At 59.3% G+C, this 14,479-nt stretch carries 12 protein-coding genes and 1 tRNA gene; 2 read left to right on the top strand and 11 right to left on the bottom strand.

Annotated features, from left to right (window positions below; all coding sequences use genetic code 11):
- Positions 1-156 precede the first annotated feature (156 nt).
- From H0921_RS01780 to H0921_RS01735, 10 genes are all read right to left on the bottom strand, one after another.
- Complete coding sequence (locus H0921_RS01780; RefSeq protein WP_194536299.1) at positions 157-618, bottom strand: universal stress protein; 462 nt, start codon at positions 616-618, stop codon at positions 157-159.
- A gap of 48 nt (positions 619-666) precedes the next feature.
- Entirely contained in the window at positions 667-1,491 is an 825-nt protein-coding gene (locus H0921_RS01775; RefSeq protein WP_194536298.1) for an aminotransferase class IV, read from the bottom strand.
- A gap of 92 nt (positions 1,492-1,583) precedes the next feature.
- On the bottom strand, positions 1,584-3,368 hold the full coding sequence (locus H0921_RS01770; RefSeq protein WP_194536297.1) for a glycosyltransferase family 87 protein: 1,785 nt from the start codon (positions 3,366-3,368) through the stop codon (positions 1,584-1,586).
- A 26-nt stretch (positions 3,369-3,394) separates the two neighbouring features.
- The gene (locus H0921_RS01765; RefSeq protein WP_194536296.1) at positions 3,395-4,150 is read right to left on the bottom strand and encodes a lysophospholipid acyltransferase family protein; all 756 of its coding nucleotides are present in this window, start codon (positions 4,148-4,150) and stop codon (positions 3,395-3,397) included.
- An 85-nt stretch (positions 4,151-4,235) separates the two neighbouring features.
- On the bottom strand, positions 4,236-5,093 hold the full coding sequence (gene dapF, locus H0921_RS01760) for a diaminopimelate epimerase (RefSeq protein WP_194536295.1): 858 nt from the start codon (positions 5,091-5,093) through the stop codon (positions 4,236-4,238).
- A gap of 204 nt (positions 5,094-5,297) precedes the next feature.
- Complete coding sequence (locus tag H0921_RS01755; protein ID WP_194536294.1) at positions 5,298-6,839, bottom strand: Gfo/Idh/MocA family protein; 1,542 nt, start codon at positions 6,837-6,839, stop codon at positions 5,298-5,300.
- An 81-nt stretch (positions 6,840-6,920) separates the two neighbouring features.
- Positions 6,921-7,700: a carboxylesterase family protein gene (locus tag H0921_RS01750; protein ID WP_194536293.1), complete on the bottom strand. Its 780-nt coding sequence runs from the start codon at positions 7,698-7,700 to the stop codon at positions 6,921-6,923.
- 682 nt (positions 7,701-8,382) lie between these two features.
- Positions 8,383-9,693 (bottom strand): glycerate kinase type-2 family protein, encoded by a 1,311-nt coding sequence (locus H0921_RS01745; protein WP_194536292.1) that lies wholly within the window; start codon positions 9,691-9,693, stop codon positions 8,383-8,385.
- Positions 9,694-9,897: 204 nt separating this feature from the next.
- On the bottom strand, positions 9,898-10,725 hold the full coding sequence (locus H0921_RS01740; protein WP_194536291.1) for a dimethylarginine dimethylaminohydrolase family protein: 828 nt from the start codon (positions 10,723-10,725) through the stop codon (positions 9,898-9,900).
- An 82-nt stretch (positions 10,726-10,807) separates the two neighbouring features.
- Positions 10,808-12,103, bottom strand: a complete 1,296-nt coding sequence (locus H0921_RS01735; protein ID WP_194536290.1) for an ornithine cyclodeaminase, nickel-pincer nucleotide-dependent — start codon at positions 12,101-12,103, stop codon at positions 10,808-10,810.
- Between the two features lie 204 nt (positions 12,104-12,307).
- Between H0921_RS01735 and H0921_RS01730 the strand changes: the two genes are divergently transcribed.
- Together H0921_RS01730 and aroA are read left to right on the top strand one after the other, a co-directional pair.
- A tRNA-His gene (locus H0921_RS01730) sits at positions 12,308-12,381 on the top strand.
- 267 nt (positions 12,382-12,648) lie between these two features.
- The gene (aroA, locus tag H0921_RS01725) at positions 12,649-13,986 is read left to right on the top strand and encodes a 3-phosphoshikimate 1-carboxyvinyltransferase (RefSeq protein WP_194536289.1); all 1,338 of its coding nucleotides are present in this window, start codon (positions 12,649-12,651) and stop codon (positions 13,984-13,986) included.
- A 97-nt stretch (positions 13,987-14,083) separates the two neighbouring features.
- On the opposite strand, the gene H0921_RS01720 is transcribed toward aroA, so the two are convergent.
- Positions 14,084-14,248, bottom strand: a complete 165-nt coding sequence (locus H0921_RS01720) for a DUF6800 family protein (protein ID WP_194536288.1) — start codon at positions 14,246-14,248, stop codon at positions 14,084-14,086.
- Positions 14,249-14,479: the final 231 nt, after the last annotated feature.

Genomic DNA, 14,479 nt, shown 5'->3' with positions numbered 1-14,479 from the left:
ATTCTCGTGTTGGAATCTCACACCGTGAGTGTTATCGTCATGCCGCTCACCGCGGATAGCATCCGGGAATCCGCTTCTCTCGGCGGAGGGCAGATGAGGAGAAGTCGGTAGATTTACGGTATCCGAAGCAGGCAGGAGTCAACAGGTCCGGGAAAATTAGTTGGTGGCAGCACTGGCGGGTTTGACGGTCAGAACCGGACAAGGGGCCTCGCGGAGGATCCGCTCCGCTTGGGAGCCGAGGATGAGATGAGCGAGGCCGGTGCGCCCATGGGTGCCGATGCAAAGCAAGTCGGCCTGAAGGTCTTTGGCGGCGGCTACGATTTCGGCCACAGGAGAGCCGACCCGGATTTCTATCTGCGGATGGAGATGTTCCAGATGTTCCGAACGGATCAAGTTGGCCAGCCCCTGTTTGCCTGCTTCAATCATTTCGGCGAGATCGGGAGCAGGGACGGGCGTCGGCATGACAGCATCTGGCAGGGCCAATGCGATATCTTGGACCACATGCAACAGGATCAATTCGGCATGGAGTTGTTCGGCGAGGAAAGCGGCCAAACGCAGGGCGGGTGCGGAACATTCCCCAAAGTCTGTCGGCACGAGAATGCGGCGGATGGGTTTCATGAGCTATTCCTCGTGGGAAGCCAGACGGGCGGAGGGGTTTTCTGAATTCTACTCTCCATGGACCTGCTGCCGCCACCATCCCTGCAATTGCCGGGTGGTCGCACCTGGTTGTCCATTCCCCACCTCTCTTCCTTGAATCCGAACGATTGGAACGACTCCCGCTGAGGCACCGACTAGCACGGCCTCCTCGGCGTCAAATAACCGCCCATGCTGCACAGGGCAAGAAATCAGCGGATAACCATTCCGTTGGAACCAGTCTATTGCCATGCGGGCATGAGGGTCAGCTATCTGTGTCGCTGGAAAATACCACTCCGCACCTTGACGGAAGAATAAAGCGCCTTCCGTTGTTCCGCAAATCTCGCCCAAGCGATTGCTCAAGACGGCCTCCAGGCAACCCTGTTTCAAGGCGGTGATCTTCGCACGCACCAAATACGGATTGCCCAACAATCGGGGGTCATGAGCCGGTACGGTAGCGATGGCAGCGTGAAGGCCCCCTTGCACCAATTCCGGAGGAAACGGCCAGTATTCCTCAGCCCAGATCAACAGATGGGGGTCCAGTTTGCGCGGGTCCGGGCCAAAACCGCCCATCCCGCGAGTGACAATGATATGACCATACCCGCTGGGGCGCCCATTGGCTGCTATCGTATTGGCGACAGCCTCTCGAATTTCGTCACGAGAATAGGGAAGGGGCAGTTCCTGCTCCGCCGCGGCAGCCAACAGGTCCTCGATATGCTCCGGGAGAAAGACGGCTTGGCCTTGACTAAAGCGCCAGCCGATCCGAACCCCATCGCCGTAAAGAAAGCCGTGATCACAGGGATGGACCGCAGCTTCCCGCTTGTCCACCAATTCCCCATCCACCCACAATAGGGACATAAAACCACTCCTGCGCCTCCATCGGAGAAGTGTGCAACGTATACCCTCGCCATCCTTGTCCCCAACGGCGATCAGTCAGCGAGGCGAGGCATTCAGGATTCCCTCCGCTCTTTGCCGCGCAGCAATTGTACACCACACCACAGCCACAGGAGAAACAGCAATGCCGTATCCCAGGGGTAGCGGATTCCCGTCGCCGTCGTCAGTTGGGGAGCGCGGAGCGCTGTGGTACCGTCGTTCTGTGTCACGATGTCCGCGGAATAACCCAGGGCAAATGTGGCTTGCAGGTTCAGCCCCATCAGGATGTTTTCCACCAAATAGAGCAATCCCAGGATCGTGAGGGGAAAAGAGTTGATGTAAATCCGCCATGCCATATTCGCGCTGGCGGGGATACCAGACGCCAAGGGGGCTGTTGGTACGGTGAGCGACGCTGAAGAGACGGCGGGCATAAGAATATAGTGCTGGCTGGGGAACCAACGGCGACGATCCGCCAGCAACACGACTATGGGGAGAGCTGTCAAGAGAACGTCATAGTACATGAAGCGGTAGCAACCCATCCAGGCGCCTAGGAGCAGGAAGGCTGCTCCTATTCCCACAGTGCGTCGGGGTTGGGCAAATCCGAGGTACACCGTCATCGTCGCAAGTAGAACAGTGCCCCAGAGGGTCCAGGCCAGGACCTGGGCCAGGATTGTGTCCCGCAGATGCGAAGGCGCGGAGAAGTCGTGAAGAATCCGTCGGGGAATGCCATGTAGGTCCCGGCTCAAGTGGATCCAGTTGTCGTTGACACAATACAAGGCGGTGGCGAGCTTGCCGACCTCCAGCCAGTCCCACCAGCATTGCAGCCCCACCACCGGCAACGTGATGAGAATCCAGCCTAAACCGGTGGCGATCATGGACAAAAGGAATATCCAGCGCCTCATTAACAGAGGCACAAGAAGGAAAGCCACCGCCCATACGGGCTTGAATGCCAGGCACCCCCACAAGACACCCGCCGCCACTTCCCGCTTGCGGCAGAAGGCGAGCCAGCCCCACAGGAGAAGGTTCAAGGTGACGGTAGGATTTTGCCCCAAATCCAGGGCGGCCCGCGTGCCGGGATAGAACAACAGTCCGAGCACCGCCATCGGCCAAGGAATCCAGCCGTGGGTCAGTCGGCTCGCCGCTCGCCCCGCCAGGAAGACGAGGAGCAGGGCCAGGACCTGAAACAGGCGATAGGCGATCTGAGGCGGCAGGAGGCCCAAAGGGGCGTAGAGCAGGGCATGGATGGGAGGGTAAAGGGGGCCGCCGATGGCCGGCTTTTCTAGTTCTGCCCGCCGTTGAGGGGTTAGGGTCTCCTGCGCCGCTTGCAGGAGTAGAGGATGCCATAGCGGCACGGGGGATTGTGGGGCGACTGCCAACGTAGCTCCCACCGCTCCGCCGGCATAACTCCAAGCGGCGGCATCCTCCCCCATAAACCAGCTCATCAGTTTTTCCGCATCGTGGCGAACGTCGTCCTCAGGTTCCAGATGACGGCGAGCGTGGGGCGGCAGGAGGACTTGTTCGCGGATGACGGCGGGTTCGTTTTTCGGATCGAAGCCCTCTTGGACCACGAGCCACTGCTGCTGGCGGTGATAAAGCTGGCGGCCCCGCCCCGTGACAATCATGCGACCCATCACCCATTGGCCGCCGAAATCGATTTGGGCATGCCCGCAGTTGCCGTCCGCCCGGCAACGTTCAGGGGGAGATCCGGCCGCATCGTCGAAAGTGTGCCAAGCCAAATGCAATACCGTACCCGCCGCGAGGAAACAAACGCCCCAGAGCGCCGCGAGGCACCCACGGTGTCTCACCACCCGCTCATACCACGTGGGTCCATCCGAAGCGTTGGACGTCGGCACCATGGCCATCTGCGTTCTCTACTTCATCCTCTTGGTTAGGATACCGTAACGGGAGTTTGGGAGATGTTCCAGGATATCCAGCGGGGATGTTTTCGCTGCTCCAGGGGCGAATGCGTCGCGGGATCGAGGCGGTGTTTCGCCCACAGGCGGGCTTGAGCGCAGAGATGATTGAGGGTCTGGCGGAGTCGGGCGGCGTAGAGGGGGAATTGCTCCCGCGGCAAACAGGGCGGGATGGAAAGCGGTGCGCCCACGATACAGCGGACGCGGGTGAAAGGCCGGGGTACGACGAAACAATCCCAACTGGGCATACGCCACACTTTCTGGAAGCCGATACCCAAGGGAACGATGGGCCAGCCGGTGCGGGAGGCCAAGTAAAGAATGCCCGGTTGCACCGTGCGGCGAGGTCCACGCGGTCCATCGGGGGTGAGGGCCAGATGACGCCCCTTCCGCGCTGCTTCCAACAGGCCTAGCGTCGCAGCCACGGCGCCCCGGCGGGTCGAACCCCGCACCACTTCCATGTGGGTCCGGGCGAACAAGTATCCCAGCAGTTCTCCATCCCGATGGCGGCTGACCAGCACTGTGAGCGGAGCATCGGAAAAGCGAACGATCGGGATGAGGAAATGCTCGTGCCAGAGGGCGTAAATGTAGCGTTGGGGTCCCGGCAGGCGAGGGTCTGTTTCCGGAGGTCCCAACAGCGTGTAATCGAAGTGCAGAGTGGCTGACAGGGTACGGACCAATCTCGCCCCACACCAGCCGATTATGCGGAGTACACCGGGATGACGGATCCTCATAGTTTTCCTCGCTCCATTCCATCAACCCGTTTTTATGTTTGTGGGAACTATGCCAGAGGTTCAGGCACCGTCGGTAAGCGCTCGGTCAGTCCGGCCAAACTCCCTCGAAGACTTCGACCGCGGGTCCTGTCATGTACACGCAGTTGTCTGCCTCCGACCAGTGCAGGTCCAGATCGCCGCCAGGGAGATGAGCACGGAGTCGGCGCTGCGTCCGCCCTGTGACTACCCCAGCGACACAGACCGCACAGGCCCCCGTGCCGCAAGCTAAGGTCAGGCCGCTCCCTCGTTCCCATGTGCGCATCGTGACTTCATGCGGGGATTGCACCTGCACGAAGTGTACATTCACTCGCCGCGGGAATTCGGGTGCGACTTCTAGACGGGAACCCCACTCCGCCACAGCATCCCCCGGGCTGTCTGACTTGAGGAACTCAGGTTCCACATAGATCACGGCATGCGGGTTTCCCATGGACACCGCGGTGACAGCAAATGTTCGCCCCGCCACAGTTACGGGGGCCTCGCGCGGCGGTTCCCCCGCTAAGGTCGTCGGAATCTCCTCGGCACGGAGGATCGGCGGACCCATGTTCACCGTCACGCGCTCCACGCGGCCCTCAGCACCGACTTCCAATTCCACCTCCAGAACTCCCCGGCCCGTTTCAACGCGCAGCGATCGTTTCCGCACCAGACCGTGATCGTAAACATATTTGGCGAGGCAGCGAATCCCGTTGCCGCACATCTCAGCTTCAGAACCATCTGCATTGAAAATGCGCATGCGCACGTCCGCACGTTCCGAAGGACAGATCAGGATCAAGCCATCGGAACCGACGCCGAAATGGCGATCGCTGATACGCCGGCTCAATTCCTCCGGTTTGGAAGGCGGCGGACTGTGCGTGCAATCGACATAGATGTAATCGTTTCCCAGGCCGTGCATCTTGACGAATCTCATGGTTTTGCTTGCCCTCCGGGATTGAGCTCATTGAACCTTATCAAGCAGCAGATGTGGGTAAATTACGCAGGACTGCCCGCTGGATACAAGCGAAAGCAGCGGCCTTGCTGTCGGTTGGGAGGCCACCCCAAAGGAAAACGGCCTGGCGGGACTTACCAGGCCGCGGGAAAAGGTAGGATCGTAGCAGCGACTCAACGGTCTAGCTCACGAACCGGCGGGGTCTTTACCGTTGATCCACAGTCCTTCCAGCTTCTGATAGGGCGGTGGCACGAGGATGTTGCCCTTATCCCCGCCTTCCCAACCGATGATGTTGTTGGGCTTGCCGCGCTTTTTGCTGCGTTCCTCCCAGCGAGCGGCCCATGAGGCATCCGCTTCCCGTGCCTGGCGCTTTTCCTTGTCCCAGAAGAAGACTTTGCCGGAACGATAGCTCTGCACGCCTAAGTTGACCGTGGTGAAAGCGGCTGCTCCCAACTCCGGGGTGCTGAGAGTCTGACGGCGCTTGACTTTGTCATTCATGCGGCAGTGGGCCAGGAAGTCCTCCCACAGATCGTAAGTGGCGTTACCGCGGCGCGGATTCTTGAAGACATAGATCGGCTCGCCCAAGTTTTGCATCGGCTTGGCCGGTCCGCCCTGGATGTTCTGGGCGTACACCTCGAAGCCTTGCAGGTAGTCGCCGCCGCCGACGAATTTGATCGTGGCTAGCCGCCCGCGGATCATCTCTCCCAATTGTGTGTCGTTACACATCGTGGCGGAAATGATCAGTTGGCAGCCTTCGTCATAGTCGGCGACCACCGTGGCGGTGTCGGGAACATCGCGGCCGTCGTACTCCAGGTAGATGCCGCCCGCGCCCACCACGCGTGCCGGATAGCGGACACCCATTGCGGCAATGAGGTGGGTGGTCTGGTGCACGAACAGGTCGGTGAACATGCCGCCGCCAAAGGGCCAGTAGCAGCGCCATTGGGCCCACAGGGCACGGTCGAAGGGCATCTCTTCGGGCGTTGGGCCGAGGCGCTCTCCAGCACATTCAAAGTCGCAGCCGAGGAACATCCGCCAATCAATTGTTTGGGGGGTCATCTCCTTTTTGAGCGGATAGTAGCGCCATTGGCCCCCGATGTAGTTCCTGTAGTAGCTGGTTTGCCCCTGGAAAACATGGCCGATGTTTCCCGCTTTGATGTAGTCATAAGCCGCTTGCCATGTGGGGTCCGCCATGGACTGTACGCCGATGGTCACTGTGCGCCCAGTCTTTTGAGCCGTATCCACCACGAGGTGGGCTTCCGCAATGGTGCGGGTCATGGGTTTTTCCAGATAGACATCCTTACCGCGCTCCATCGCATCGATAGCCATGCGGGCATGCCAATGGTCCGGCGTCGCAATGCAGACGACATCTACGTTTTTGTTGTCGAGGATGGTGCGATAATCCTTGGATACACGGTCCTTGCCTGCATCAAGAGGTATGCCGCAACGCTTGGCACTGGGATAAAGACCCCGCCCTTTCTTGTTGCCCAGCTCCGGATCCCCATCCCAGACATCGCACACGGCAAATGGTTCCACCCCTTTGCCCTCTTTCTGCATTTGCAAGATGACGTCGATGTGTTGCTGGCAGCGTCCGCCCACACCGAGGAAGGCAATGCGCAATTTCTCATTAGCGCCCTGGATGCGGGCATAACTGGCTGCTGGCAGCGCCACGGCAGCTCCCGCGGCCGCACTGACCGCTAAAAACTCGCGCCGATGCACAACATCACTCATGGCTGGCCTCTCCTGTAACGAAGAAGAAACTGGGGGGTAAGGTTTGGAAACACCTCCTGTCGGCCGGTCCTGAAGAGTCAGTCACTTTCGTTTTTGTTCCAAAAGCCATTGATACAGTTCTTCGGTGTTGTAGGCGCGATCCCAGCAGTTGTGGCCTACACCCGGATATTCTGTATATTTGGGCGTGCCGCCGGCTTTGCGCAGGGCTTCAATCATATCCCGCGAACCGGACACCGGCACGGCTTTATCCGCATCCCCATGGAAGCACCAGCAGGGCAGATGCTTGATCTTGCCCGCCGCCGAGGGATCGCCCCGTCCGCAGATGGGAACAATAGCCGCCCAACGGTCTGGATGGGCCACCGCCAGACTCCAAGTCCCCATCCCGCCCATCGACAGGCCCGTCAGGTACTGCCGCTGCGGATCGACTTTGTAATCCTTCATCACCTCATCCAGAATCGCCATGGCCCGCTTGCCGTTGGCGGTGTTGGCTCCCCAACCGAACCCTTCCGCCCGCGGAATCACCACGATGAAGGCGAAGGTCTTCTCGCGCTTCTTGATCGCCGGACCAATCCCGACTTCCACCGGCATTTTTCCGGAGGCCTTCTTGCCCGTCGGGTCTTTCGTCTCGCCCGCTCCATGGAGGAACAGGATCACAGGATAAGCCTTGCTGCCATCGTAGTCATGCGGAATGAAAACCACATATGGAGATTCCGTCCCGTTGGCGTTCTTGAAAACCCGCTCGACAAAACCGGTCTTGATCGGCGAGTCGGCAGGTTTCTGCTCCTGCGCTGTCCCCAATAGCCCCAGACTCAACACCAGTGTAACCGTTGCACCATAACGGCCTGCCAAGTTACGGTTCATGATAACCTGACTCCTAGCGGACTTACGGATTCATCCCTAAAGGCTGGACTACGATCGGGAGGAGTTTGTCTTCAACCTAGCAGATCATACCGCCGATTGCCAGCGCCTTTGCTCCAGAAAGGGGGGAAAATGTTCTCAAGTAGTTGCAAGTGAACGGAACAGCGTGCGGAATGAGCCTTGGCAGAGCCAATGCTCCTGGACCAAACCTGCATCTGTTTTTATCCGACGCCAGGGATGGGGAAAAACATCAAGCGGAGGAACAACGTCTCCAAACAAGTCCGTTGTCCTCCGCTCGTGGCGATCGGCGTGGGTTCCGGACCACGCCCTGCCTCTTCTCAACCGGCCCCAGCCGTAGAAGATGGACTCACCTGCGTCTGGGAACTTGAGGGAAAATCTATGCATTTTGCGTGCCATTCGTCATTCTCGTATGATTCGGCCGATTTTACCCTTAGAAAATGGCGGGGAACACCGACCAACGGCGGGGTGCTTGTAGCTTTTACAATTCCTCGGCTCAGTCGGTGTGAAAAAACTACCGATAGGCCACGAGGCGGTTGACCGTGGTTCTGAGTGGACGTTCGCTCGACTTTTTGGGTGCTTCAAATTCGTGACTTTGTACACGACGCGTTCCTGTTTTCGGGCGGCGGCACGGGGCATGCAAGGTTTCGCGTCGGTTTTAGGCTAATTATTGGAGGGCATGCACGAGTAGGACACGCAGGTCCATGACGTTGGTGCCCGTCAGGCCCGTCATGAGCAATCCGCCGGATTGTTTCCAGAAGTGGTAGGAGTTATGCTGTTGCAGGCACTCTTGCCAGCGGAGGCCGAGTTCAGCGGCTTTTTGCCAAATAGTCAGGTCCGCCACCGCTCCGGCGGCATCGGTCGGACCATCCTCGCCATCCGTTCCGCCGCTCAGCAGGGTAACCCGACGCATGTCCTGAGGATCGAGGTAGCCACACAGAGCTAAGACAAATTCCTGGTTTCGTCCACCTAGACCGGACGTAGGACCCAAAGTCACCGTTGTTTCACCGCCTAGCAGGATACAAGCGGGCGGCGATAACGGCTGCCCATCCCGGCAGATGCTGCGAATCAACCCGGCGCAAACTTGAGCCACGGAGCGAGTTTCTCCTTCGATGAAAGCGCCGCAATCCAGGACCGAGTAGCCGAGGGCCAAGGCCTGATGCCTAGCACTGTTCAACGCCAGGCGATTGTTCCCGACAATCCGGCAATCGATGGAAGGCGGGAGAGACTTGGGCGTGTCAGGAATTTCTCCGCGCCGTCCTGCCTCCAGATATTGCCGGACGGAAGCGGGCACTTGCATCCAAAGGCCGTAACGTTCCAAAATCTGGCAGGCATCGGCGAAGGTCGTGGGGTCGGGCACAGTGGGGCCAGAGGCGATCACATCGACAGGATCCCCGACGACATCAGAAATGATGAGGGTGAGGAGGCGCTGCCCGCGGAAGGCTTGGGCGAGTTGCCCGCCTTTGATCCGGGACAAATGTTTGCGGACGCAGTTCATCTCCATGATGCTGGCTCCGCATCGGTGCAGAAGCCGGGTGACAGCCACTTTCTCATCCAACGTGATCCCTGGAGCGGGAGCGGGAAGCAGGGCCGAGCCGCCTCCGGACAGCAGGCAGAGGGCGACATCGTCAGGACCCGCAGTACTGAGAAGCTGAAGCATTTCTTCTGAGCCGGCGACGCCTTCCGGGCGTGGTTCATTTACGCCAGGAGGGCGGGCGGGGTGCAAGCGGATGCGTCGCAAAGGGGCAAAAGTACCCGCCGGAACATTCACAATGCCACTGACCCGATCCAAGCAGTCGGCCAGTGCCCGCTCGACTCCCGCGGCCATCCCCGCTCCGGCCTTGCCCGCACCCACCACCAGGATGCGCCTGGCTCCGTGCCAGTTCCTTTCCTGGGCCAGGGCCTGTTCCACCAAACGTCCGGGATCCACGGCCCGGACACCGGCCCACCAGATGGTTTCGGCGTCAGCACGGCTCATCGTGTTTCCCTCTCCACCTTACGGCACGAAGTCGCACTCTCCCAGGGATGTCCTCTACGGCAGCACTCTTGGGTCGCCGAGGACACATCCGCCTGAAGCTATGTCCAAACCCTTGGATACGCCGAGAATACAATCCGCCTGAAGCCATGTCTAAAGGCCCAGGCCGTTGCGCGGGCTAGGCCGCTGCGAATTGGGCCGCTGATTTCATTGGTACTTCCATCCCGCGGCATCCTCGCCATCGAGGCGTAGGGTCAGACACTTGGCACTTCCTCCGGCTTTGAGGAACTCATCGAGTTCGACTTCAATCGAACGATACCCCGCAGCCGCGAGTTTTTCAGCCAGTTCGGGACAACGACTGTTATGGACGACCGTCCGGCCCACGACCACCGCATTGCAACCGAAGCGATGGGCTTCCGCGTCATTGACTTCGATGAGCTTGGGGATGTGGGTTTGCAACACGCGCCGGCCATAGGTGTCAAACGCGGGGGGATAATAAAGGGCCTCGTCGAAGGACAAGGGACAGAAACAGGTGTCGAGATGATAAAAACGCGGGTTGACCAGTTCTAATGGCAGCACGCGGATGCCAAAGCGCTGGCCCACCCATTGGTGCGCGAGAGCGTCGGAGCGGATGCGGTAACCGGCGAAGAGGGTGTCCCCACAGAACAGGGCATCCCCCGCACCTTCGTGATACATCCCCGCCGGCAGATGCTCCACCTGAAAACCATGCTCAGCAAACCAGGCATCAAAGTAGGGGGACTCCCGCGCACGCACTTCATGCCGGAAACGACTGCTCACAAAAACATCCTTGTAGATCAATCCTGCATTGGCGGTGAACACCAAATCGGGCAGTCCGGGTTGCGGGGTCAAAAGTTCGACCTGCACACCCAAGGAGGCCAGGGTATCCCGTAAGGTTTTCCATTGATGAAAGGCCAGCGCTCGAATCGCTCCCATCGAGCGGTTCATCCACGGGTTGATCTCGTATTCGATCCCATAGTGGTCCGGTGGGCACATCAAGATGCGGGGAGTCGTCATGGAACCATCCTCAAGGGAGTGGGGTTGTGAGGGAACCAGCCTCGCCCAGGCGTCATGAACGCCGCACCGACTGCCGCTGCCATCAGGAGTGAGTCGGACAGGAGGATCGGCCGAAGGCCAAGCGTTCGGCTTGTCCCGCGGCTGCCTCGCGGTCCCCTTTCAACTCGGCAACCAGGAGGCGGAGAAAAGGCTCAGCATCCGAGACGATCCCGACGGTTTGAGTCGTCCCCCGATCCATAAGTTTCGTCACAGTGGCGGGATTGATGTCCACGCAGGCGACCTTAACCCAGGCCGGCAGGAGATTGCCTACCGCCACCGAGTGCAAAGTCGTGGCAATCATGAGGCAGAAGCCGACACCGGGGATGTGTTCGCGCATGGCATCCTGCGCGCGCAGGGTGTCGGTGATGACTTCAGGCAGCGGCCCGTCATCCCGGATGCTTCCTGCAAGGACAAACGGGATGTTCCGAATCACACACTCGTACATGATGCCGCTGCGGAGTTTCCCCAGGGCAACCGCCTGGCGAATGCCCCCGAGGCGGCGGATGGTGTTGATCGTGCGCAGGTGGTGCTCGTGCCCTTCCGCCGTGGGCAAACCTCGGTCCAAGGAAACTCCGAGGCTGGTCCCATAAAAGGCTTGCTCCATGTCATGGGTCGCCAGGGCATTGCCGGCAAAGAGGACGTCGATGTACCCTTCGCGGATCATCCAGGCGACCAGTTCCGCTCCACCCGTGTGAACCACAGCCGGTCCCAGAACAGCCAGGATTTTTTCCTTTCCTTCCTTGGTCCGCTTGATCATCTGGGCGATTTCGCGGATGCTTGCGGATTTGGGCCGTTCGCTGGAGATGGGACTGGCCATGAATTCAAACAGGTCCCGACGCCGAGATTCCGATTCGGGGGGGAAGACTCGCACACCCCGCCGCCCCACGACCACCCAATCCCCTTTCCGCACGCTGGCCATCGGCACGCAGCGGGCCGCTCCGCCTTCCCGGTCCACCACGATGCCGCAGTCCATTTCCTGATCTTCTACGTCGATCCATTCTCCTTGCATACGGACCTGAGTGCGGAAGTTCGTCGTGCAATAAAATCCATCCGGGAAAGCCCCGTCCATGTCAGCGCATTCCAGGCGGCAGTCCTCCTTGTGGATCGGCTCGGCGCCGTGCTGGTGGATCTCCGCCAGGATCGTTTCCAGTTGTTCCGGCTGGTCGGCTCGTATCTCCAGGCGGGCGTAGCTCGGATCATCCTGGCGTTCTCCGAGGCGGAACTCCAAAATCTGGTAGCGGCCGCCGCGGGCCAAAATGGCGTCCAGGACTTTTGGCAACAGAAGCGAATCCACAATATGCCCGGACATCTCTACGTGCTCGACATACTGGGCAGCCATAGCTGATAGCTCCACATTCGGGAGGAAAACTCTCGAAGTTGAACCTGGTTCGAGGCTCGGATCACCCCAGGCTCATGATATGCCGGAGGTTTTCCCAATTCAGCAGTTTCAGCAGTTGCTTTTGTTTCGCCCCTGGGATAAAAAGGTATCAGGAGGGTGCTCCTGGCCTAAGAGCTATCCTGGAGCATCACACCTCCAATTGTGGTGACTGTAGCTCAGCTGGTTAGAGCACCAGACTGTGGATCTGGGTGTCGGGGGTTCGAATCCCCTCAGTCACCCTGAGGAACAGCAAGTGACAGACCTGTGAATGCACGCCCAATTTGTCCATCCTTGCGGAGCGAGCGTTCCTAGCTCGCTTCCATCATTTTAATTTCACGTAAGCGATAAAGACCGAGGACGAGTGTTTCCGGGAGGAAAATACAAGAGCGAGTGGCAATCATGAGCTGGGATGAATCCCACGACAGCCGTTTGACGAGGCCAAGACGCACTTGAACTAGCTGATTCGGGAAAAGGGACTCGAATCGGCTGTTTGGGAGAAGAGGTGAATGATAGGGAATCGCTCGGACAATCTCAGCGAGTATCCGGCGGATCTGGAGATCCAGCCGCTTTCCCAAAAGATTCGCAAAGTGGTGCAGGTACCGCCGAGCAAGAGCATCACCAATCGGGCGCTGGTGTTGGCAGCTTTGGCGAGTCCGCAGGGGGATTGTTGCCTGGAGAATGTCCTTGAGAGCGAAGACACCGAGGTAATGGTCGCTGCCTTGAAACAGTTGGGATTCCATTTGGATGTCGATTGGCCGCAGCGGCGGATTGTTGTGCGCAGCAATCCGAGCAGGAGGCGGATTCCGGCTTGTGAGGCCGATTTGCACGTGGCCAATTCCGGCACGACGATGCGGTTTCTGTCCGCCGTGGCGAGTCTGGGACAGGGACGGTATCGGCTCGATGGCATCCCGCGCATGCGGCAGCGTCCCATTCAGGATTTGCTGGCTGCTTTGAATCAGTTGTCCGGGGTCCGAGCCTGGAGTGAAGCGGGCACGGGATGCCCCCCTGTAGTCATCGAGACGACCGGCGCACGGGCCGAGCAGCCTATAGCGGTCCGAGCGGGCACAAGTTCCCAGTATCTCAGCGGCTTGCTCTTGGCGGCGCCGTATTGGGTCCAAGAAGGGGAACAAGTGGAAATCCACGTCCGCGGCGAGCGTGTGTCGGAGCCGTACATTGCCATGACCGTGGCCATGCTGCGCCAATGGCGTCATTCAGTCGTGGAGGTGGCAGAGGGCTTTCGCATCGGTGGTGCTTCGGATTCAGCCTGGCGGGGTCATTATGTTATCGAACCGGATGCCTCAGCGGCGTCCTACTTCTGGGCAGCCGCAGCCATCACGGGAGGTCAAGTGACCGTGACTGGCCTTACTCCCTCTTCACTCCAAGGCGATGTCCGCTTTGTTGAGCTATTGGAGCAAATGGGCTGCCGAGTTACTGCCTGTACCGAGGGGATCACGGTGCACGGCGGGCCGCTGCGCGGTATCGAGGCGGATATGAATCCCATCAGCGACACCGTGATGACCTTGGCGGCTGTTGCTTGTTTCGCCACGGGTCCGACACGGATTCGCAACGTGGCACACATTCGCTACAAAGAGACTGACCGCATCGCCGCCTTGGCCACGGAACTGCGCAAATTGGGAGCCGGTGTCGAGGAAGCGAACGATGGGCTGACCATTCATCCTCAGCCGCTGCGCGGGGCTGTTCTCGACACCTACAACGATCACCGCATGGCGATGAGTCTGGCTCTCATCGGCCTCCGTGTCCCCGGTGTGATTATTCGCAATCCCGCCTGCGTCGTGAAAACGTACCCTCAGTACTGGTTGGACTTGGCGCAACTCAGCCGCTGAACGGATGCCGTCGCATTATTGGTAGCAAGCAAATCCCGCCGGGAACACGGCCGCTACCGTATGCACCCCAAAGCCGTGACAAGATCACCAGGCCATCTCAAGCCTGAGCGGGGGGTTCTTTCCAGAAGGGACTCAGCCGGCGAATCTTGTAAAGAATTTTTTCTCGTTCCGCTCCTGTCGCGGTTTGCAGTTTAGCTTTCAATTTCTTCATCTTTTTCTTCCGGCGATAACGCCGATTCAGTTCAATGCGACGTTCAACCATTGGAACTGTCCTCCGCCAAAATACTGCTGAGTATGAACATTCGCTGGACTATCAGCCGGCAGTTCACGACTCCAGAATATCATAGTTACATTCTGGCATCGTGCGCGTCCACGCTGACCCTCAGCGGTTGGCCAGGGGCAAGACTGTGTGGGGATTGCGGCTGAAGCTTTGCTAGCCATCTCAGTCCTAGCCAGAAACGGGGGAAATTGCTGACATATGCACCAGATAATG

This window comes from Thermogemmata fonticola, from assembly GCF_013694095.1.
Classification (GTDB): Bacteria; Planctomycetota; Planctomycetia; order Gemmatales; family Gemmataceae; genus Thermogemmata; species Thermogemmata fonticola.
This window is presented reverse-complemented; position numbering and strand designations above follow the sequence as displayed.